The organism is Natronococcus pandeyae (genome assembly GCF_008122205.1).
Taxonomy (GTDB): domain Archaea; phylum Halobacteriota; class Halobacteria; order Halobacteriales; family Natrialbaceae; genus Natronococcus; species Natronococcus pandeyae.
On record NZ_PHNJ01000020.1, the window covers coordinates 65,494 to 86,100 of the forward strand.

At 64.6% G+C, this 20,607-nt stretch carries 22 protein-coding genes; 12 read left to right on the forward strand and 10 right to left on the reverse strand.

The window, feature by feature from the left end:
- Window positions 1-125: 125 nt before the first annotated feature.
- The gene (locus CV102_RS23430; RefSeq protein WP_148860435.1) at window positions 126-2,063 is read right to left on the reverse strand and encodes a beta-CASP ribonuclease aCPSF1; all 1,938 of its coding nucleotides are present in this window, start codon (window positions 2,061-2,063) and stop codon (window positions 126-128) included.
- Window positions 2,064-2,418: 355 nt separating this feature from the next.
- Between CV102_RS23430 and CV102_RS23435 the strand changes: the two genes are divergently transcribed.
- Window positions 2,419-2,901 (forward strand): hypothetical protein, encoded by a 483-nt coding sequence (locus CV102_RS23435; RefSeq protein WP_148860436.1) that lies wholly within the window; start codon window positions 2,419-2,421, stop codon window positions 2,899-2,901.
- 80 nt (window positions 2,902-2,981) lie between these two features.
- Here the strand turns inward: CV102_RS23435 and CV102_RS23440 are convergent, their stop codons facing one another.
- Entirely contained in the window at window positions 2,982-3,644 is a 663-nt protein-coding gene (locus CV102_RS23440) for a hypothetical protein (RefSeq protein ID WP_148860437.1), read from the reverse strand.
- A gap of 116 nt (window positions 3,645-3,760) precedes the next feature.
- Between CV102_RS23440 and nucS the strand changes: the two genes are divergently transcribed.
- Window positions 3,761-4,504 (forward strand): endonuclease NucS, encoded by a 744-nt coding sequence (nucS, locus tag CV102_RS23445; protein WP_148860438.1) that lies wholly within the window; start codon window positions 3,761-3,763, stop codon window positions 4,502-4,504.
- Window positions 4,505-4,552: 48 nt separating this feature from the next.
- Here nucS and CV102_RS23450 read toward each other — a convergent pair whose 3' ends face one another.
- Entirely contained in the window at window positions 4,553-5,011 is a 459-nt protein-coding gene (locus tag CV102_RS23450) for a YbhB/YbcL family Raf kinase inhibitor-like protein (protein ID WP_148860439.1), read from the reverse strand.
- A 100-nt stretch (window positions 5,012-5,111) separates the two neighbouring features.
- Here CV102_RS23450 and CV102_RS23455 point away from each other — a divergent pair, with 100 nt between their 5' ends.
- Window positions 5,112-5,606 carry a DoxX family protein gene (locus CV102_RS23455; RefSeq protein WP_148860440.1) on the forward strand — a complete coding sequence of 165 codons (495 nt, stop codon included), beginning with the start codon at window positions 5,112-5,114 and terminating at the stop codon, window positions 5,604-5,606.
- Window positions 5,607-5,626: 20 nt separating this feature from the next.
- Here the strand turns inward: CV102_RS23455 and mutS are convergent, their stop codons facing one another.
- On the reverse strand, window positions 5,627-8,383 hold the full coding sequence (gene mutS, locus CV102_RS23460) for a DNA mismatch repair protein MutS (protein WP_148860441.1): 2,757 nt from the start codon (window positions 8,381-8,383) through the stop codon (window positions 5,627-5,629).
- Window positions 8,384-8,527: 144 nt separating this feature from the next.
- Here mutS and CV102_RS23465 point away from each other — a divergent pair, with 144 nt between their 5' ends.
- The gene (locus CV102_RS23465) at window positions 8,528-10,816 is read left to right on the forward strand and encodes a winged helix-turn-helix transcriptional regulator (protein ID WP_148860442.1); all 2,289 of its coding nucleotides are present in this window, start codon (window positions 8,528-8,530) and stop codon (window positions 10,814-10,816) included.
- Window positions 10,817-10,930: 114 nt separating this feature from the next.
- On the opposite strand, the gene CV102_RS23470 is transcribed toward CV102_RS23465, so the two are convergent.
- From CV102_RS23470 to gvpA, 4 genes are all read right to left on the reverse strand, one after another.
- Window positions 10,931-11,263, reverse strand: a complete 333-nt coding sequence (locus tag CV102_RS23470) for a CHY zinc finger protein (RefSeq protein WP_148860443.1) — start codon at window positions 11,261-11,263, stop codon at window positions 10,931-10,933.
- Between the two features lie 241 nt (window positions 11,264-11,504).
- Window positions 11,505-12,050, reverse strand: a complete 546-nt coding sequence (gene gvpO / locus CV102_RS23475; RefSeq protein ID WP_148860444.1) for a gas vesicle protein GvpO, halophile-type — start codon at window positions 12,048-12,050, stop codon at window positions 11,505-11,507.
- Window positions 12,051-12,060: 10 nt separating this feature from the next.
- Window positions 12,061-13,092 (reverse strand): gas vesicle protein GvpN, encoded by a 1,032-nt coding sequence (gvpN, locus tag CV102_RS23480; RefSeq protein ID WP_148860445.1) that lies wholly within the window; start codon window positions 13,090-13,092, stop codon window positions 12,061-12,063.
- A 5-nt stretch (window positions 13,093-13,097) separates the two neighbouring features.
- Window positions 13,098-13,382 (reverse strand): gas vesicle protein GvpA, encoded by a 285-nt coding sequence (gene gvpA / locus CV102_RS23485; RefSeq protein ID WP_148860446.1) that lies wholly within the window; start codon window positions 13,380-13,382, stop codon window positions 13,098-13,100.
- 248 nt (window positions 13,383-13,630) lie between these two features.
- On the opposite strand from gvpA, the gene CV102_RS23490 reads away from it, so the two are divergent.
- The 8 genes from CV102_RS23490 to gvpM all read left to right on the forward strand — a co-directional run bounded on the left by CV102_RS23490 (window position 13,631) and on the right by gvpM (window position 18,288).
- A complete protein-coding gene (locus CV102_RS23490; RefSeq protein ID WP_148860457.1) occupies window positions 13,631-14,260 on the forward strand; it encodes a GvpL/GvpF family gas vesicle protein in 630 nt (209 codons plus the stop codon).
- Between the two features lie 9 nt (window positions 14,261-14,269).
- Complete coding sequence (gene gvpF, locus CV102_RS23495) at window positions 14,270-14,524, forward strand: gas vesicle protein GvpF (protein WP_148860447.1); 255 nt, start codon at window positions 14,270-14,272, stop codon at window positions 14,522-14,524.
- On the forward strand, window positions 14,524-15,069 hold the full coding sequence (gvpH, locus tag CV102_RS23500) for a gas vesicle protein GvpH (protein WP_148860448.1): 546 nt from the start codon (window positions 14,524-14,526) through the stop codon (window positions 15,067-15,069). The genes gvpF and gvpH overlap by 1 nt, the downstream gene beginning before the upstream one ends.
- Entirely contained in the window at window positions 15,066-15,995 is a 930-nt protein-coding gene (locus tag CV102_RS23505; protein ID WP_148860449.1) for a hypothetical protein, read from the forward strand. Before gvpH ends, CV102_RS23505 begins: the two co-directional genes overlap by 4 nt.
- A 137-nt stretch (window positions 15,996-16,132) precedes the next feature.
- Window positions 16,133-16,687: a gas vesicle protein GvpJ gene (gene gvpJ / locus CV102_RS23510; RefSeq protein WP_148860450.1), complete on the forward strand. Its 555-nt coding sequence runs from the start codon at window positions 16,133-16,135 to the stop codon at window positions 16,685-16,687.
- The gene (locus CV102_RS23515; RefSeq protein WP_148860451.1) at window positions 16,684-17,028 is read left to right on the forward strand and encodes a gas vesicle protein K; all 345 of its coding nucleotides are present in this window, start codon (window positions 16,684-16,686) and stop codon (window positions 17,026-17,028) included. Before gvpJ ends, CV102_RS23515 begins: the two co-directional genes overlap by 4 nt.
- Window positions 17,025-17,921: a gas vesicle protein GvpL gene (gvpL, locus tag CV102_RS23520; RefSeq protein ID WP_148860452.1), complete on the forward strand. Its 897-nt coding sequence runs from the start codon at window positions 17,025-17,027 to the stop codon at window positions 17,919-17,921. The genes CV102_RS23515 and gvpL overlap by 4 nt, the downstream gene beginning before the upstream one ends.
- Before the next feature lie 13 nt (window positions 17,922-17,934).
- Window positions 17,935-18,288 (forward strand): gas vesicle protein GvpM, encoded by a 354-nt coding sequence (gene gvpM, locus CV102_RS23525; protein ID WP_148860453.1) that lies wholly within the window; start codon window positions 17,935-17,937, stop codon window positions 18,286-18,288.
- A gap of 74 nt (window positions 18,289-18,362) precedes the next feature.
- On the opposite strand, the gene CV102_RS23530 is transcribed toward gvpM, so the two are convergent.
- Both CV102_RS23530 and CV102_RS23535 read right to left on the reverse strand, forming a co-directional pair.
- Window positions 18,363-18,578 carry a hypothetical protein gene (locus tag CV102_RS23530; protein ID WP_148860454.1) on the reverse strand — a complete coding sequence of 72 codons (216 nt, stop codon included), beginning with the start codon at window positions 18,576-18,578 and terminating at the stop codon, window positions 18,363-18,365.
- 800 nt (window positions 18,579-19,378) lie between these two features.
- Window positions 19,379-20,446 (reverse strand): zinc-dependent alcohol dehydrogenase family protein, encoded by a 1,068-nt coding sequence (locus CV102_RS23535; protein WP_148860455.1) that lies wholly within the window; start codon window positions 20,444-20,446, stop codon window positions 19,379-19,381.
- Window positions 20,447-20,607 lie beyond the last annotated feature (161 nt).

A 20,607-nucleotide genomic window follows, 5' to 3' on the forward strand; every position in this document is an offset into this window, starting at 1 on the left:
ACCGGAATGCACGAAGAACTCCCGGAGCTACTACGGACGGAGAGTGGCTTCGAACGGACGAAAAAGCGGTTCACGCAGCGACTCGGGCGATTCCGGTGTCGACGGGTGCCGCGAACGAATCGCCGTTACAGGAACCGGAACGTCTCGAGATTCTTCGGCGCGAACGTCCGCATGTTGTAGTCGTGGTAGAGCGCGGAGGAGAGGTCCTGGGTGGAGCGTTCGTCGCCGTGGACGCAGAGGACCTTTTCGGGGCGCGGATTCATCGTCTTGACGAAGTTCTCGAGGCCGGCGCGGTCGGCGTGGCCGGAGAAGCCGTCGACGGTCTCGACGTCCATGTTCAGCGAGAGGGTGCCGCGGCCGCCGCCGTTCGACCCCATGGCGCCGACTTCGCTGGTCGGGATCTCGTCCCAGCCGGTCTGGATGCGCCGGCCGAGAGTTCCCTGGGCCTGGTAGCCGACGAAGACGAGCGTCGAGTCCGGATCGGGGCCGATGTGGCTGAGCCAGGACATGATCGGACCGCCGGTGACCATCCCGGACGTCGAGAGGATGATACAGGGGCCGCCGTCGGCGACGTCCTGGCGCTCCTCTTCGCCGCCGTCGATGTGGTTGAACTCCTCGGCGAGGAACGGGTTCTCGTCCTCGTGGAAGATGCGGTCCCGGAGGTCGTCGCGCAGGTACTCGGGGTAGGTCGTGTGGATCGCGGTCGCCTCCCAGATCATCCCGTCTAAGTGGACTGGCATCGATGGGATGTCGCCGGAGCGCATCGCCTCTTCGAGGACGAGCATGATCTCCTGCGAGCGACCGACCGCGAACGCGGGGATGACGACCTTGCCGTCGCGCTCGTAGGTCTCCGTGATGACCTCCTTGAGATTGCGTTCGGAGTCTTCCTGGTCGGTCTGGTAGTCGTTGCGACCGCCGTAGGTCGACTCGAGGACGAGCGTCTCGACGCGCGGGAAGTCGTTGACTGCGCCGTTGAACAGGCGGGTGTCCTCGTAGTGGATGTCGCCGGAGAAGCAGACGTTGTAGAGGCCGTCGCCGATGTGGAAGTGCGAGACGGCCGAGCCGAGGATGTGACCCGCGTTGTGGAAGGTGAGTTTGACGTCCGGCGCGATGTCGGTGACGTCGCCGTACTCGAGCGGGATGCAGTGTTTGATCGCCTCGCGGACCATCTCGGACTCGTACGGCGGCGCGCGCCCTTCCTTGGCGGCGACGTCGAGGTAGTCGAGCGTCAGGAGTCCCATCAGGTCTCGCGTGGGTTCGGTACAGTAAATCGGGCCGTCGTAGCCGTACTTGAAGAGAAGCGGGATGAGCGCGGAGTGGTCGAGGTGGGCGTGGGTGAGGACGACGGCGTCGATCGTCTGGGCGCCCGCGCCGAGCGCCTCGGGGGCGTGGAGGTACGGGACCTCGCCTTCGGCGCCGGGCTTGTCGCCGCAGTCGATCAGCACCCGCGTCTCGGGCGTCGAGAGGATGAAGGAAGCACGGCCGACCTCGCGACAGCAACCCAGCGTCGTGATGCGGACGTACTCGTCGTCGGACATCTCCTCGCGGTGGATCTGCCGGCCGACGCGCTCTAAGATGTCCCGGCGGTCGTCGCGTTCCTGTTTGAGGAAGCTCCGGACGTTCGAGACGGTGGAGGACTCGATCGGCGGCGTCCGGACGACTTCGGGCGTCCAGCCGACGTTCTTCGTGATGTCACGGAGCGTCGATCCGTGGCGGCCGATGACCATGCCGGGTTTCTCGGCCTCGATGACGACCTCGCCGGTGTCCGCGTGGAAGTCGAGGTCGGTGACGCCGGCCTCTTCCGGAACGACGCTCATAATCTTCTCGCGCGCCTCGTCGGGCCGAGAGAGAACGCTCGGGTCCGGGCGGACAGTGATCCGCTTGCGGAGTTTGCTCGCGAGTTTCCGGATGAGGTCGCCCTGCTGGGCGAACTTCTTCGGGTCGCGTGTGTAGACGACCAGTTCTGGTCCTTCGTATTTCACCGAGGAAACCGAGATATCGCTCGGTAACTCGCTCGTGATCTTTGCTTTCAAATCGTCGAGTTGCTGCTCTACAGTGCTCATAATCGCCAGTTGTCGGTTGCGTGAACTCGCCGACGAGGGATGGTCTGTACCGTCGGTGTGGAAGCAGGAGTGGAGTGACCGTCAGCGACGGTCAGTCGATCGGCGACCGTCGACCGCTGCATCTGCAATACTGCCGACGGTGTCGAACGACGATGCCATCGGAAAACGTGATTTACGTTCCGTCTGGTGTCCCGAATCATCGATATGCTGCTTCGTACGCGACGAAGACGCTCCCAGGTCGGTTATCCTGGTCCGTGCGGGAAGATTCCAGGGAGAACCCGCTTACCCGTGGCTATTCTTTGCGTGGTATAAAAGCCTTCGCAAAACACAGGACAGTTCGGCCCGAAACGAACGTATGCGTCTGACACAAGACCGCGTCGTCGCCGAACGGGATTGGGTTGCACAGCGAGCGGACACCGTCGTACCGATCATCAACGACGTGCGCGACGACCTCGGGACGATCTTCGACACCGACGTCGATCCCGTCACCGAGGACGCGTATCTCGAGGAGGTCGACGCCGTCTTCGCCGACGGCGATCTGGCGGTCAACGTCGCTGCGATGGTCGCCATCCTCCGCGAACTCGACGTCGCGAACGACTATCCCGGGTTCGTCGTCGACGAAATCCTCGGCCGAGAGCTCGCCGCGACCATCGCGGGAACCCAGCCGTTGCGAACGCTCGGCGAGGCCACCTTCCACTACGCGGATCTGCAGGTTCACGGCGACGGTTCCGAAAACGCGGGTGTCGACGACCTCGAGGCGGCGCTGGCCGCCGGGTTCCAGGAGCGACTCCCCGGCTGGAACTGGACGGAACGGGAGAGCCCGTTCAGCGTCGAGTAGTCCGAAAGAAGAGAAGGGGCCGAGAGAAGAGAAGGGGCCGAGAGAAGAGAGACCGAAGATCGGCTTCCGTTACGGACGGTTCACGCCTCGCCATCCGCGTCGTCTTCGCCGTCGTCTGCGTCCGCGTCCTCACCGGCGTCGTCTTCGTCGCCGTCCGCCGCTTCGTCCCCGTCGTCCGCACCGTCTTCGTCGTCAGCTTCGGTCTCCTCGTCGGAATCGTCTTCGTCCCCTTCCTCGCCGTCGTCCGCCTCCTCACCGTCCTCCGGCGCTTCTTCCTCCTCGTCGGGTTCCGGCTCCGGTTCCGGCTGGGGCTGCTGTTCCTGCTGTTCGAGGAACTGATCGTAGGCTGCGGCCCGGTGCAGCGAGGATACCGCGCCCTCTCGGAGCGCGCTCACGATCGATTCCGCCGAGCCGTCGATCTGGTAGAGACCCACGTCTCCGCTCGACTCCTCGATCGTCAGATCCGAATCGTCCTCGACTCGAGCCTCGAACGCTTCGGTCGCCTCCTCGATCAGTTCCTGCTCGCGCTGCTGGGCCTCCATCGCGTCCATCTCTCCCTCCTCGACCGCTTCGATGAGGTCCTCGATCTCGTCCGGATCCGGACCCACGGCGGCCGTCACGACGTCGTCGGGTTCGTCTCCGTCGTCGCTCAGTGGATTGAACGCGGTACAGCCAGCGAGAGCCGCTGCAGTACCCGTCCCGGAGATCTGGAGGAATCGACGGCGATCGTATTTGTCGGTCATTCGTATTCGAACGCGTCGGTCGACGAAAATAAGTGTTTTCGATCACCTCAGTTCTCGAAGCCCGCTCGATCGTCGGTTCGGGGGTCTTTTATTCGCCAGCCGGCTACCTCTCCCCTGTGACAGCCGGTATCCAGCCCCCGCAGGCGACCACGCTCGAGCAACCCGCCCTCGAGACGGCCCGCGAGGCGATCGCCGACGGGATCGAACGCGAGGCCATGATCACCGTCTTCGGTCGCTGCACCGTCGACTACGACGGTCGCGCCTCGAGTCGACTCGAGGCCGGCGACCGCCACGTGATGCTCAAACCCGACGGTGCGGCTCTCGTCCACACCAACGAGGGCCAACAGCCCGTCAACTGGCAGCCGCCTGGCTGCGAGCACGCCGTCCGCTGCGAGGACGACGCGCTCGTGATCGAGAGCCTGCGATCGACGCCGGACGAGCGACTACTCGTCTCCTTTCAGCAGGTGCTCCAGGTCTCGACGTTCGCGGGATCGGACCCGAACGAGATCGCGCTCGTCGGCACCGAGGAGGACCTCCGCGAGCGGATCCTCGAGGAACCCGCCCTGCTCGAGTCCGGCTTCACCCCGCTCGCGACCGAGCGCGACACGCCCGCGGGAGCGGTCGACATCTACGGCGAGGATTCGACCGGCCGCTCGGTCGTCGTCGAACTCAAGCGCCGCCGCGTCGGCCCGGACGCGGTGAGCCAGCTTCGGCGGTACGTCGATGCGCTTTCACGAGACCTCCACGCCGACGCCGCCGTTCGCGGGATCCTCGTCGCGCCGTCGGTGACCGACCGGGCCGATCGGCTGCTGGCCCAGCACGACCTCGAGTTCGTCTCGCTCGAGCCGACGGACGGGTAGCCCGAAGGATCGTCGGCCCGCTCCGCCGAGACGGCTGTCGGCCGCCGGTCACTCCGACGGATAGGTCCCCTCGAACTGCGTCTGTGCCAGTACGTGTCCGTCGATCGCCGACTCGAGGGCGTCGGCGTCGGTCTCGGACTCGAGGTCGAGCGTGGTGTCCAGCGCGTAGAGTTCGAACCGATACGTGTGTTCCCGGTCCGGCGGACTCGGTCCGCCGTACCCGGTCTCGCCGAAGTCGTTGGTCCCTTCCATCGCCTCGTCGGGCTCCCAGTCTTCCGGAATCGTCGTCGTCTCGGGCGGAATATTCCAGACGACCCAATGATCCCAGACCTTCCCTGCGGGTTCGACCGCGTCGGGGTCGTCCACGATCAGCGCCAGCGACTCGGCCTCGTCGGGGACGCCGTCGATCTCGAGCGGCGGGTTGACGTTCGCCGCGTCGTAGCCGTACTGGTCGGGGATTCGTTCGCCGTCGTCGAATTCGGGGCTCGAGAGGGTGAGTGATGCCATCGCTCGGCACTCCCACTTCGTTCACGAAGAAGGTTACCCAGTGGCGCGGTGACATCGGTGTCAGCGCGTACTTATCCCTCTCGATTCCCTAAAACGGTCGATGTCACTTGCATCTCGTCTTACGAGCCGTAGCGCTAGCGATTCCGCGGAGCAGCCCGAAGCGCCCGCGGAGCAGCCCGAAGCGCCCGCGGAGCCGCCCGACGACGAGAACTCGCTCACTGACACCGCACTCTTCCGTCTCGGACGCGTCCTCTTCGGGGGCGTCCTCGCGTTCAACGCGATCGACAACCTGCGCAACCTCGAGGAGCGCATCGGTTACGCGGAGTTCAAGGACGCGCCGGAACCCGAGCGTACCGTCCCCGCGGCGAGCGTCGGCCTCCTGCTCGGCGGGCTCGGAATCGTCCTCTGGAAGCTCCCGGCCGCGGCCGCGCTCGGGATCGCCGGCTTCCTGGCCGGAACGACCCCGGTGATGCACGACTTCTGGAACCAGGACGGTCCCGAGGAGAAACAGCAGGAGCAGATCCATTTCCTGAAGAACACCGCGCTGTTCGGGGCCGCCCTCGCGTTCGCGCGGGTCGCCCGCCGCAGTACGTAAACGTCCGCTCGAGAACGCGGTTACGCTTTTTCGGACTCCTCTCTCGACCGCTCCTCGAGCAGCCGCTGGAGTCGGTCGAGTTCCGTCAGGGCTTCGACGGGGGTGAGGTGAGCCATTTGAAGCGAGCGCAGTTCGGCCGCGACGTCCGCGGGGACCGATTCGGGCTGGTTCCCGCCGTCGGTCGTCGCCGCGGATCGGGAGCCGCCCGCTCGATTCCGCGGCTCGAGTCCCTCTTCGGAGGCGTCGTCGTCGTTCTCGGCGACCAGTTCGCGAGAGCGTTCGACGACCGGTTCGGGGACGCCGGCCGCGGTCGCGACCTCGACGCCGTACGAACCCGTCGCCGCGCCGGGGGCGATCTCGTGGTGGAAGACGACCTCGCCGTCGTCCTGCTCGACCTCGAAGTGGAGCGTGAACGCGGCCTCGAGGTCCTCGGCGAGTTCGGTCAGGGGGTGGTGGTGGGTCGCGAACAGGGTCGTCGCGCCGACCTCGTCGTGGAGGTGCTCGGTGATCGCCTGCGCGATGGCGAGGCCGTCGGCCGTCGACGTGCCCCGCCCGACCTCGTCGAGCAGGACCAGCGACCCCTCGTCGGCCTCCCGGAGGATCGTCGCGAGTTCGTCCATCTCGACCATGAACGTCGATCGACCGCCCGCGATGTCGTCGCTGGCGCCGACGCGGGTGAAGATCCGCTCGACGGGCGTGATCCGGGCCGACCTGGCGGGGACGAAGCTCCCGACTTGCGCCAGCAGAACGATCTGAGCGACCTGGCGCATGTAGGTCGACTTTCCGGACATGTTCGGCCCCGTGATCACCGCCAGCCGCTGCTCGGGAGAGAGTCGAGCCCCGTTCGGGACGAACGATTCCTGAGTGCGCTCGACGACGGGATGGCGACCACCCTCGACGTCGATCTCCACCCCCTCGCCGGACTCGCGCTCGAGGATCTCCGGCCGGCAGTAGTCGTACTGGGCCGCGACGGTCGACAGCGAGACCAGCGCGTCCAGCGTCGCGAGCGCGTCCGCGAGGTTCTGGACGCGCTCGACCTCGTCGGCGACGTCGCTGCGAACCTCGCAGAACAGTTCGTACTCGAGTTCGTCCGCGCGCTCCTCGGCGCCGACGATCTCGTCCTCCCGTTCCTTGAGTTCGGGCGTGACGAACCGCTCCGAGTTCTTCAGCGTTTGCCGGCGCTGGTAGTCCTCGGGGACGGCCTCGAGATTCGGATTCGTCACCTCGATGTAGTAGCCGTGGACCGAGTTGTAGCCGACCTTCAACGAGTCGACGCCGGTTCGCTCGCGCTCGTGCTCCTCGAGGTCGTCGATCCACTGCTTGCCGTCCCGTGCGGTTCCGCGGAGGTCGTCCAGGTCCGAATCGTACTCCTCGGCGATGATCCCGCCCTCGGTGATCTCGATCGGCGGGTCCCTGACGATGGCGTCGTCGATCAACTCGCGAACGTCCGCGAGCGGGTCGAGATCGGCGTGTAGCTGCTGGAGCCGATCGCAGTCGGCGTCGGCGAGTTGCTCGCGAACGTCGGGAACGACGGCCAGCGTATCCCGGAGCGAGCGCAGGTCCCGCGCGTTCGCCCGCTCGCGTGAAATTCGACCGATCAGCCGCTCGAGATCGTAGACGTCCCGTAGCAGTTCGTGGAGCTGCTCGCGGCACTGCACTGACCCCGTCAGCTCCTCGACGGCGTCCAGCCGGGCTTCGATCCCGTCGGGCTGAAGCAGCGGGCGGCGTATCCAGTCCCGCAGTTTGCGCCCGCCGAGCGCGCACGCCGTCTCGTCCAGTACGCCGACGAGCGTCGCATCCTCGCGGCCGTGGACGGCCCGCGGTTCGAATAGTTCGAGGCTCCGCAGGGCGACAGCGTCAAGCAGCAGGTACTCGCGGGGGTCGTAGCGGGTGAGGTGCGTGATGTACTCGAGTCGAGCGTCCTCCGGGTCGTCGGATTCCGCGTCGTCTGCGTCTTCCTCTGTGCCGGCGGTGACGTCGCGCTCGCCTTCGTGTTCGCCGCCGCGAACGTACTCCGCGTAGGAGAGCAACGCGCCGCAGGCCCGAATTTCGGCGTCGCTGGCGAGCAGCGCGTCGGGGTTGCGGAAGTATCGCGACACCGTCCCGCCTGCGTGTTTACGATCGAACACGTCAGCCTCGAACGGCGTCACCATGCAGGTTTCGGGGAAAAGGTCCGCGGGCGCGTCCGGGCCGACGACCGCCTCCGAGGGGTCGAACCGGCTCACCTCGTCGGAGATGGCCTCGCTCGAGGTGGAGCTCGTCGCGAGGAAGTCTCCGGTCGAGACGTCGAGGAGGGCGATCGCAAGTTCGTCGTCCGCTCCCGCGTCCTCCTCGCCGCTGGCGCGGGCGACCGCGGCCACGAAGTTGTTGTCGTCGCTGGCGAGCAGTTCGTCCTCGGTGAGCGTTCCGGGGGTGATCACGCGCGTGACCGCGCGCTCGACGACTCCTGGTGACTCACCGGGCTCTTCGACCTGGTCCGCCACGGCGACGCGATAGCCGGCCTCGAGCAGCTCCTCGATGTACGATTCGGCGTTATCGATCGGGACGCCGGTCATCGGATACTCGCCCGTGCTGTCCTCGCGGCTGGTGAGCGTCACCTCGAGCAACCGGGCAGTGCGCTCGGCGGCGTCGCAGAAGGTCTCGTAGAAGTCGCCGACCTGGAAGAGAACGAGCGCGTCGTCGTAGCGCGCGCAGAGATCGTGGTACTGGCGCATCATCGGCGTCAGCTCGTCGCGTTTCTCGGCCATCGCGTCGGGCGGGCCAAGCGCCGGATCCATACCAGGAGTCCGCCGCTCGACGGGGAAATAGCTTGCTGGATCGACGTTGCCTCAGCGGAACGTCCACGACAATTGGTTGATAATTTGTCTATAAATACACGGAAAAGCGTATTACAGAGTGTCTGTAATGTTTTATCGACTGGAATGACACCACGATCGTCGCTCGAGACTCGGCTTCTGGTCTGCCTGGTCGCAGTACTGTTGCTCGGGCTTCCGTTCGCAGGACTCGCCGCCGGAGCGATCGACGAGATAGACACGAGTCCGACGGAGGCGGACGCCGACGAGGACGACTCGACGCTCTCGGAGGTGAACGAATCGACGAGCGACGACGAGGATTCGCTCGATGAAACGGACGACGTAACGGGCGAGACGCTCGAGGAGACAACCGAAGAGACGACTGATACCGTCGAAGACACGAGTGACGAACTCGAGGATACGGTCGAAGAGACGGGTGACGAGACCGAAGAGACGACCGACGAACTCGAGGAAGCTGACGAAGAGACGTCGGAGACAGTCGACGACACGAGCGACGAGACCGAGGAAACTGTCGACGAGACAGCCGACGAGACTGAGGAAACCGTCGACGACACGAGCGACGAAACCGAGGAAACTGTCGACGAGGCAATCGAAGAAACGGCGGACGAAACGGACGAAACCACTGAAGAGACGGCTGACGAGACGACGGAGACGGTCGACGAGACGACGGAGACCGTCGAAGACACGACGGCTTCCTCGACGGATACGATCGACGAGACGACCGATACTGTCGACGAAACAACCGACGAGACGACCGATACTGTCGACGAAACAACCGACGAGACGACCGATACTGTCGACGAAACGACAGATACTGTCGAAGACACCTCTGAGGAGACGACGGAGACGGTCGACGAGACGACCGACGAGGTGACGGATACAACTGACGAGACGACCACTGAAACGACGGACACGCTCGAGGATACAACTGACGAGACGACCGATACCGTCGACAGCACGACCGACACCGTCGAAAGCACGACCGACGAAACGACCGAGACGGTTGATGAGGACACCACCGATGGGCTGTCCAATTCCCTCGAGGAGACGACGGATACCGTCGACGAGACGATCGAAGAGACGACAGATACCGTCGATGGCACGGTCGACGAAACCACCGATACCGTCGGCGAGACGACTGAAGAGACAACGGACACGGTCGACGAGACGACCGACGAAACGACGGATACTGTCGATAACACGGTCGAGGACACGACCGATCTCGCCGATGAAACGACCGAGGATACCACCGGCCTCGTCGACGAAACGACGGACACCGTCGACGAGACGACCGACGAGACCGAGGAAACTGTTGATGAGACGACCGACGAGACCGAGGAAACTGTCGATGAGACGACCGACGAAACCACCGATACCGTCGATAGAACGACCGACGAGACGACGGACACTGTCGGCGAGACGACCGAGACGACGACCGAGGTGACCGAAGAGACGGTGGTTTCGACGGCTCTAGGGGACGAATCTGGCGTCGACGAGACGACTGAAACGCTCGAGAACGCGACGGACTCGAGCGAGTCGAGCGCACAGGACGATTCCGATACCGCCGATCTGGAGAGCGATCACGAGACGACGGCCACCGACTCAGCGGAGACGACCGAGAACGAGACGACCACCGATGACGACGGGGCTGACGGATCCAGCGCTCCCGACGAGCGTGAGACGCCGTCCCCCGCTACGGACGCGGTCCTGGTCGGATTGCTCGGCCTGATCACGGCGACCGGAGCGACGGCCGGCGGCGCCGGTGCATCCGGAGCCGCCGGGGCGGCCGGAGCGACGGGCAGCGCCGTTGCCAGCTGGACGAACCAGTTCTCGCTTCGCCGGCTCCGTCGGATGCTCTCGGAGCTCCCGTGGGAACTGCTGGCGATCCTTCGGTACAGTCGGTACGACGACTCCGATCCGCTCGAGAACGACGCCCGTCAGGCGGTCTACGCGACGGTCCAGGACGAACCCGGCTGCTATCTCTCACAGGTGAGCGAGCGAAGCAGCATCTCGCTGTCGACCGTTCGCCACCACGTCCGCATCCTCGAGGAAGAAGGGATGGTGACCGCGGTGAAGGTCAACGGCAAGCGTCGGTACTACCTCGACGCGACCGACGTCGAACTCCACGCGGCGCTCGAGGAACCGGCCAAGCGCGACGTGCTCGAGGCGCTCGCCCGACTCGGCCGAGTGCACAACGGCCGGCTGGCCGACGAACTGGACCGCGACCCCAGCACCGTCTCACATCACCTCTCGGCGCTGGCCGAGGACGAACTGATCGTCCGCGAACGGGACGGCCGGGCGATGGTGAACGAACTCTCACCGAAGGCAGAGGCGGCACTGCTCGGAGAGACAGCGTCCGACGCAGCGTCCTCGAGTCGGGCCCCGGCGGACGACTGATACGGTCGGTGTAACTGGGTACCGGTGCAACCACACGACGGTTCGCGGTTGCCCCGGAACTGAGTTCCAACCAGCCGTATGAGTCCACTGTTCTTCCAGCTCCGCCGACGAACGTTACCGCTCGAGGTAGTGGCCCAGGTGGGCCTCACAGCCGGGATTGAACGAGACTTCACAGGACGGACACCGGTACTCACACTCGAGGTATTCGGGAGCGGTGAATGTTGTTCCGCACGCGCCACAGAGAACCGAGGGCTCCGAGAACCGGTGTCGGGGCCACGGCTCCGCGTCGTGGTCCGTCACGGCTTCGTGACAGCGAATACAGGGGTAGTACCGCTCACAGCAGTCGAACTTGAACGCGAGAACGTCGCGATCGGTGTGGTAGTGCGCACAGCGAGTCGACGGTCCGATGTCGACGCCGTAGACGGGGATCCCGGAAACGAGTTGCACGGGCGAGTCGACGACGTACGGTCACTTCGAGATTTCGAGATCGACGCCGACGACCGAGAGCCGTCGCGGCTGGACGGACGGCCGAGGGACTCCGGAGGGGGTAGCGAGGCAGTCAGCGGGGATGGAGATTGGTGCGGAAGTCAGCGGGGGTTGTTGTGGTAATCAACGGCGAATGGCCGAGGAAGAGAGGGTTGTGACTCGAGTGATCCGGAATGAACTGTCGGCGGAGTGACAGAGCCAGTCACTCGAACGCCGTCGTATCTCCGCGGCGGTAGCGGTCGAGCCGTCGGTAGCCCTGAACGACGCCGTCTTCGTTGAGTTCGATCTCGTATCGTCCGATGATGTCCTGGGTGTCGGGAACCGCCGATCGCTCGACGACTTCGACGACGGCTCGCCAGCCGTCGTCCAGGGGCGTGATCTCACTCACGCCGTCGAACTCGTGGCCGACGATCTGTCCGGCGGTCGACTCGACCGTCCGGCGGACCGCGAGGATGCCGGCGATATCGTCGTCTCCGTCGACGTCGCTCGTATCGACGTCGCTCGGATCGGTCGCCTCGTCCGCGGCCATCTCGGCGGACTGGGCTTCCTGGTCGTCCGCTTCCTGCTCGGTTTGTTCTTGCTCCTGCTCGTCCTGTTCGGTCTCGGCTGTTTGACTTTCGCTCACGGTCTGATCACTTTCGTCGTGTTGATAACAGAACCCGTCGTCCTGTGCTGGGCGCGAACAGCGCTCGCCGTCTCCGGTGAGCGCCTGGCACTGATCTGCGGAGTTCGTATCTGCCTCGGCCATGATCGGTGTCTCAGAGTGTATCGCGAACTGCGTCTCGGAACTCGTCCATATCGTCGTCTTCGCCGGCAATCTTCGGTGCGAGAACGTCGGTGAACACGTCGGCCAGCAACTCGTCGTCGAACTCGCTGCCGCCGTCCTCGGCGAAGACTGCAAGTCCCTCTGCGACGGTGATCGCCGCTCGAGTTCCGATGACGACGTCGAGTTCGTCGCGGAGTCGACGCGTCGCGCCGACGATTTCCTCGACGGTCTCGTCGGAGACGTCGACGTGGGCGGCGACGATCTCACGTTCCGTCTCTTCGTCGTAGTAGTCGACGTGGACACCGACGAATCGGTCGAGTAGCGCGTCCTGCTGTTCGTGGACGCCCGCGTACTCGACGTCGTTCGAGGTCACGAGCAGCCGGAAATCGGGGTGGACGTCGATCGTCCGGTCGTCACCGCGCTTGCCTGGCCGCTCGAGGACGCCCTCCTCGAGGACCGAGAGGAGCACGTTATGCGCCGCGGGGTCGCTGCGCGAGAACTCGTTGTAAACCAGCGTCGCGCCTTCCTTGACTGCGACCGAGAGTGGGTTGTCGACCCACCGTTCGCGAACGATCTGGGTCTTCTTGTTGACGCCGCTGACGAACTGGTCGTGCTCCTCGTACCGCTCGCCGCCGGAGTGGGTTCCGACGAGTTCGGCGGTGCCGACGGCCTCGTCGCCGTTGAGCCAGACGACCGGACGGCCGCGCTCGGCCGCCGCCGAGAGCGCGAGTGCCGTCTTTCCGCAGCCAGTCGGTCCGATCAGGTGGACCGGCTGGTCGGCCTCGAGCCACCCGGTGATTCGGTCGCGCAGCGATGTGACTGCGTCGGTCTCGACGAACGGATCGGGAGCGATTTCCTCGGGACTCGTCAGGACCGAGTCCCCGCTCCCGTCGTTCGACTCGCGGCTCGTTCCGTTCGCGCTTCGATCGAGTTCTTTCTTCGCTTTCCGGCGTTTCTTCTTGTTACGGTCCGAGCGGATTTTCCGGCCACGGACCTTTCGGTTGCGCGAAGACGAATCACCCATGTGGATTACTCGGAGGCCGACTTCGGCGAGGACTCCGGCCGTTCTTCGATCTCGAGTTCCTCGAGATCCTCGATATCGCCTTCTGCCGTCGCTTGCTCAATTTTTGCAATCTCCTCCGCGTAGTGGAGGAACGTGTCGACGGAGGCGACGACGACGCGGGCCTCGATCGTCAGCAGTTCGATCCCGACGACCGATACTCGTGCCCAGACGTCGATGACGACGCCTTTGTCGAGGACGCGGTCCAGTACTTCCGCGAGACTCGAGGCGTCTGGTCTTCGTTGTGATGCCATAGCGTTCACCAGTTGAGTACCGATGGGTAACACGGCTGTCGCTGCTACTGCAAGCCTGCCATCCATTCTCGGATAAGGAACGAACACTGCTACTGCAAGCACCACGGTAACGCGCGCGGCTACCAAATTGTCATCAACGAGTCACCCGACTCACTGGCTCTCATCTCAATCCCTATGACATCGACACGCACTCCGTTACGAGACGTACGGTCGCGCCTATGGACAGCGAAACGGACGGTGATCGACTCGTGAGTCACAGATACGTGTACGGCGTGGTCGAAGCCAGCGACGACATCGAGTTCGAGACCGACGCCGTCGCGGAGGCGGACCAGGTCTATACGATCACTCACCGCCGGTACGGGGCTGTCGTCTCCGATATCGACACGACGGAGCCAGAAGAGACGGACGAGGACGCCCAGCGCCACGACGACGTCCTCCGAGAGATCATGGAGTACGACGGCGGGCAGACGATCGTCCCGATGCAGTTCGGGATGGCCTTCGAGGGGGACCGGGAACTGAAGAACGTCCTGCGTAACGCACAGCCGGCGTTCAGACGCGCTCTGCGGGACATCGAGGGCAAGATCGAACTCGGCCTCAAACTCGTTCGCGAGGAAGACGCCGACGTCGACCGGGAGGCTATCGAGGACGCCGTTGCGGACGAACTCGAACCGGTCGCCGCACAGTCGGTCCCGAACGATCTGTTCAGCGACCGGCTCGTGTTCAACCGCTCGTACCTCGTCGAAAAAGAGGACCAGGAGGAGTTCGACGATGCGGTTGCCGCCCTCGAGGACGAGTACGGCGACGAACTCATGTTTCAGTATACGGGGCCGTTCGCACCGTACAGCTTCGTCGACGTCAAGATCGGCGCCCAGGGGTAATCTAGATCCATGTTCATCCTCGACGACCTCCTGTTTCGACCGTTCGTCGGAATCATCGACGCACTCCACTCGATCGCGCTCGACGAGCTATACGACCTGAACGAACTCGAGGACGAGCTCAAGGAGAACCAGCTGCTGTACGAACTCGGCGAGCGCTCCGAGGAGGAGTACCGGCGCCGCAAGGACGAACTCGAGGAAGAGATCGAGATCGCTCGCGAGGTCCACGAGCAGTTCTCGAGTGGCCGCGTGGAGGTGAAACGATAATGAGCGACAATCCACCAGACCAACCGAACGAATCGCCCGATGATCGTGACGAGACACCGCACTGGCTCACGACCCTGCTCTCGGCGCTCGAGCGACTCGAGCGCAACGACGGGTCGATATCGGGACGTCGTCGCGGTGACCGCACGACGACGGACTACAACATCTCGGTCGGGTCCGGCCTCGACCGCTCGATCGGTGACTCGTTCGATTCGATCCGGGACGACGACGACGAGCGCAGCGGGGTCTCCGACCGGCCGCGAAAACGACGCCGTCGTCGGTCGTCGTCGAACTCGCATCACCTGACCACGAACGTCTACGACGACGAACTGGTGGTCACGGCCGACGTCGCCGGCGCCGACCCGGAGGAGGTCACCGTCGGCTTCGACGACTCGACGCTCGTCGTCGCCATCTCCGGCTCCGAACTCGACCGGGTCGACGTTCCCTGGCCCGAGAGAACCGCCGAAGCGACGATCAAGAACGGCGTGCTCACCGTGACGGTCGAACCCGACACGGAGTCGACGACGCCGGCAGGTGATGACGGATGAGCGACGAGAGCGGCGGTGACGACGAGACGTTTACGGAGTTGCTCTCGGAGGGAGAGGCCGCCCTCGAGAACGTCGGGGACGCGCTCGACGGCGTCGACGACCTCGAGGAACTCGGTGACGACGACCTCGAGTCGGTACTGGGCGACGTCGACACGCTCGTACAGGTCGCCCAGGAGACCGCCGAGCTAATCGAGGCACTCGACCTGTCCGATCTTCCCGAGGCCGTCGACGGCGACGAGTTACTCGAGGCGATCGAAACGGGCGAGATCCCCGACGCGCTGACCGAGGAGGAGACGGACGCCGGAGACGTCGTCGACTTCACGCAGGTGTTCAAGGCACTCGACCTGATGAACGCGTGGAACGCCACCGATCTGGGCGATATCTGGGAGGAGAAACGCGAACTCGAGGACGCGGTCGACGACCTCGCGGACGATGGTGAGGACGCCAGCATGGTCGAGGAAGCCGCGTCGGCAGTCGCCGACGACGACGACGACCTGATCGGCGACGACGACGACGACGAGTTGATCGAGACGGACATGGACACGGCAGAGGCCACCAAAGAGGCACTCGGCACACCCGACATCGAAGAGGATCCGGAAGCCTATCAGACGTTCATCCAGCAGCAGGCGATGAAAGGGATCGACGCCTTCCGGGACGCGCTGCTCACGACCCACGGCAAGTTCGAAGAGCTGTACGAGACGAACCGTGAGAAGATGCGCCGCCAGGATACGAGTCCCTCCTCGCGGAACCCGACGGCAGCCTCGACGATCGCGACGAACAGACGCGAGATCGGCACCAGTGGGACGCGCCACTCGACGGTCCCGAAACAGGTGAAGCTCTCGACGGCACCGACCCGAAAGCGCATCTACGGCCGGCGCTTCGAAATAGAGCGAAAGAAACGACAACGAGAGAACAACGATGAATAACTCAGTATCCAACCGACGGGAGAAACGGGCAACGACCGCCTCGAGACCTTCGAGCGACGACTCGCGGGGCTCGAGTACGATGCGGGCGGATCGACGGCCGATCCGTGATCTCCGCGAAGCCAGCCGAGGTGAGTACCATGGTTGACGAGTTCCAGCCCAGTCGACAGAAGGCCGATCTCGCGGAGGTCGTCGAGATGCTGCTCGACAAGGGGATCGTCATCAACGCGGACATCGCCGTCTCGATCGGCGATACGCAACTGCTCGGCATCCAGGTCCGGGCTGCCATCGCCTCCTTCGAGACCGCGGCGAAGTACGGCCTCGAGTTCCCCGAGGGGACGGATATGCGACGGCTCGCCGAGGCCGTCGACGAGCCCGAACTCGCGGAGATGGAGCGACCCAATCCGGCGATCGATCCGACGCGCGGCGTCAACGTCACGCCCGATCCCGAGGCCGACGACGGCCAGGGCCACGAGAGCGACGACAGCGAAACGAACGAGAGCGACGACGGAACGATCGAGGCCGACCGAGTCTCCGACCATCTCGGCGCGACGCCCGATCCCGAACAGCCGACCAGCGGCGGCTTCGACCTGCTCAGCGACGACGAGAGCGAAGACGAGCGGTCAAGCGAGTCGAACGAGGGTGAGAACGACGACGAAACGACCGAGTCCGACACGGAGAACAACGAACAATGACTGCGATCGACGTCGGCGACGGCGAGGACGCACGCGACGGACTCGTCACGCTCGTGGTAACTGTCGTCGAAATCCTCATCGAGGCGCTCGAGCGCGAGGCGGTTCGCCGGATGGAGTCCGACGCCCTCTCGGACGAGGAGGTAGAACGCCTCGGTCAGCAGTTGGCGACGATCGAGGCCGAGATCGACCAGCTCAAGCGCGACGAGGAGATCGAGAACGGCGTCGACGATCTCCGTGGCGACCTGGACGGGCTGGTCACGGACGCGATCGAACGGCTCGACGCGGATCCGGCCGCCCACCGGAAGCCGGGCTACTCCGTGTTCGGAGGTGAAAAGGAATGACGACCGACGCCGGCGACCCCGACACCGATCTCGACGACCTCGACGACCTCGAGGAGATCGACGAACTGGATGCGGAGGCACCGGAGATCGACGAGGGCCGGTACCTCTACTGTATCGTCCAGGCAGACGAAGACGCTACCTTCGAGACGGACGGCGTCGACGGTGAACCCGTCTCGATCGTCACTACCGACGGAATCGGCGCGGTCGTCCACGCCTGTGACGAGATCTACGACTCCGCCGACCTCACCCAGGTCAAGCGGTGGCTCGTCCGCCACCAGACCGTCGTCGACGAGGCCGGCGACGCCTTCGGTACGCCGATCCCGTTCCAGTTCGACACGATTCTCCGCGGCGACGACGACGGCGTTCGCGAGTGGCTCCGCGAGGAGTCCGAGATGCTCGACCGAGCGCTGACGGAACTCGCGGGCCACTGGGAGTACCGCGTCGAGGTCGTCGAAACCGAGCCGATCGGCGACGAGGATCTGATCGAGCGCGACGACCGGCTTCGCGAACTCGACGAGCAGATTTCCGGCTCCGAGGAGGGAACCGCCTTCCTGCTCGAGAAGCAGTACGAACAGCGCGTGAAGGAACTCCAGCGGGCGCGGCGAGAGTCGATTACCGACGACCTCCAGGAACGGCTCGCGGACGTCACCCGCGAGGTCCACACGCTCGAGCGATCACCGAGTGCGGCCGTCGGCGAAGTCGCCGACTCGGAGACGACCGACGGCGGTGAGACGCTCTGTCGACTCACCCTGCTCGCCCACGAAGACGACGAGGAGGCCGTCGGCTCGCTCCTCGACGACGTCGCGGCGGCGCCCGGACTCGAGGTCCGGTTCAGCGGGCCGTGGCCGCCGTACACGTTCGCGCCCGAACTGGGTGGCAACGGGGACACATGACCGACGAAGACCCATGAAACCGCAAAAGGACGAGGATACGTTCGTCGACGTCCTGGACGTGTTACTCCGCGACGGGGCCGTCGTTCGCGCGGACGTGATCGTCTCCGTCGCGGATATCCCGCTCATCGGGATCAAACTCACGGCGGCGATCGCCGGCATGGAGACGATGAACGAGTACGGTCTCTTCGAGGAGTGGGATACCGAGCGGCGGGCCCGTGCCGTCGAGCGGCGACAGTACGGTAAGCGCGTCGACCCGGACGAGGATCTCGAGGATCTTGCGCAACTGGAGGAGTTCGCAGTCGATCGTCGGGAGAGACAGAAGAGCGCCAACAGGTCCGAGGGAGACGACGAGACGTCGTCAGAGTGAATCACCAGTCGTTCGGCTGGAGACGGTACAGCGACCGCGAGGGTGTCGTTGGTGCCCTCGTCTGAGGGCGGTGGTCAGGCGAACTTCGGTCGCTCCGTCGTGAGTTCGACGTCTCCCGAGACGGTCTCCTCGTCTCGTTCCTCGTCGTAGACGTACTGGCCGGTTCCGCCACAGAGGGTACACTCGTAGGACTCGGAGACTTCGTTGATCATCTCCCCGTCCTCGAAGTAGACGCGGCTCTGAATGATCTGCAAGAACTGGGGCGTCTCGCAGTTGGTGCAGGTGATCATATCGGTGTGGTGGCGACGACCGGTTGTAGTTATCCGGCTTGTAACCCCGGGGACAAACTGGGCTATGAAGGACTTACCTGTCAGTCTATCAGAGACGGACGATCGAGTCGAGAGGGTGACCGACCGCCCGCCATCACCCCGTCCTGAAAATCAAGTAAAGACGTCATAACCGCGGGACTGCGGAGAGATCGTCCCGTTGTGTAATGGTCGAATTAGTTACCGAACAACCGATACCCCGTCGAATCGGGAGAATCCGATACTGACGGTCTTCGGAAACGTCGTCTGGCGGTTCGCGATCGAGACGGTACCGGATCGGTCAGGGGTGTCTCGTTGTCGTCAGTTACCGGGTACTGGACGATACTGCGGACGTGCTCGGGGGCCACGTCTCCACTCTTCGGAGACGGTCGTCGTCGTGGATCACTCGAGCGACCGACCGTCGCAACGTTACACTCGGAGGTGATTCTGACGGAGTAGTTCGATCCGAAACCTGCTCGTAGCCGGGTGCTACGGCGTCGTTACACGGCCCCTGTCGATAGTTTGCTGGCACTATTCTGCAGCAAGTTACTGCATAACAATGGAGTGCCCGCTCGATCCCTGATCTGCGGGGATGGAACCCCGCCGGGTACGCGTTCGGCCCAGACACCAACGCGCTGACCAGCCGATTGCGTGCGTTCGTGCCCGGATCGCTCGAAAGTGGACTCGCCCCCGCTTCGAGTACGCTCATGTCTCTCACGCCGGGGTGGGTTTCCCGCCCCCACCCGGGTTACCGAAATCGTGCCCAAAAGCGGTTCTTTTGCCACTCAGTCGCCGAACTCCGTCACAACCGGAATGCCGATCGTCTCGTAGTCGTCCATCGAGGCGAGGGTCTCCGGGAGTTCCTCGAGCGACAGCGTCTCGCCGACGATCTTGCTCGGTTCGAGGGTTCCCTGCGCGATCAGACGAAACAGTTCCTCGTAGCGAACGAGGGGCATTCCGAACGAGCCGTGGAAATCAATCTCCTGCATCGTCATCGCGTCGACGGGCAGGGAGACCTCTCCCCCCTCTTCGCCTGTCGTCAGCCCGACCTGGACGTGGCTGCCCCGCTTACCGAGGCTGCCGATCGAGTTCTGGCAGGTTTCGGCGATTCCGAGCGCGTCGATCGAGACGTCCGCACCGCCGTCCGCGAGCGCTTTCACCTCGTTCGCCGGGTTCTCGGCGGAGGCGGCGTCGACCGTTTCGACCGCACCGAGTTCGCGTGCGCGCTCGAGTTTGTCGTCCCGAACGTCGACGGCGATCGGGTGGGCACCGAGCGCGTCAGCGATGTGGACCGCGGAGAGTCCAACGCCGCCGCAGCCGTGGATGGCGACCCAGTCGCCGGGACGGAGCCCGGCCCGGTCGGCGAGTGCGTGATACGCCGTCATGAACCGGCAGCCGAGGCCGGCCATCTCCGTGAACTCGACATCGTCGGGAAGTTTCACGCAGTTGAAGTCGGCTTCCCTGACCGGAAACGCCTCGGCGAACGCGCCGGGTGTGACGCTCGTGAAGCCGAGCGGGATCACCGTCTCGCAGACGTTCGCTCGGCCGGCACGGCAGTGCGGACAGCTTCCGTCGGCGAGGTGGAACGGAACGGTAACGCGGTCGCCCTCCTCGAGCGTCTCGACGTCCTCGCCGACGTCGGCGACGATTCCCGCCGGTTCGTGGCCGAGAATCTGTCCCGGCGGTGCCTGTGCGCCGACCCATCCCCAGTCGCCCTGCCAGGCGTGCCAGTCGCTCCGACAGACCCCGCAGGCTTCCGTCTCGACGACGACCTGGTCCGGACCGGGTTCGGGATAGTCGACGTCCTCGATTTCGAGCGGTTCGCCGTGGGCGTCCATGACTGCGGCTCGCATATGCCAACGGTACACGTAGTGCGTACAAAAGTGTAAGTACGGACAAAATCGTCTGCAGCTTGACATCCTCCACGCCGTAAACGACGTGGAATCCCGACCGTCGTTGGGATATTACGGTTTACAGTCCACGACCTGTTCTCGCGGGGCGAAACAACCCTCGC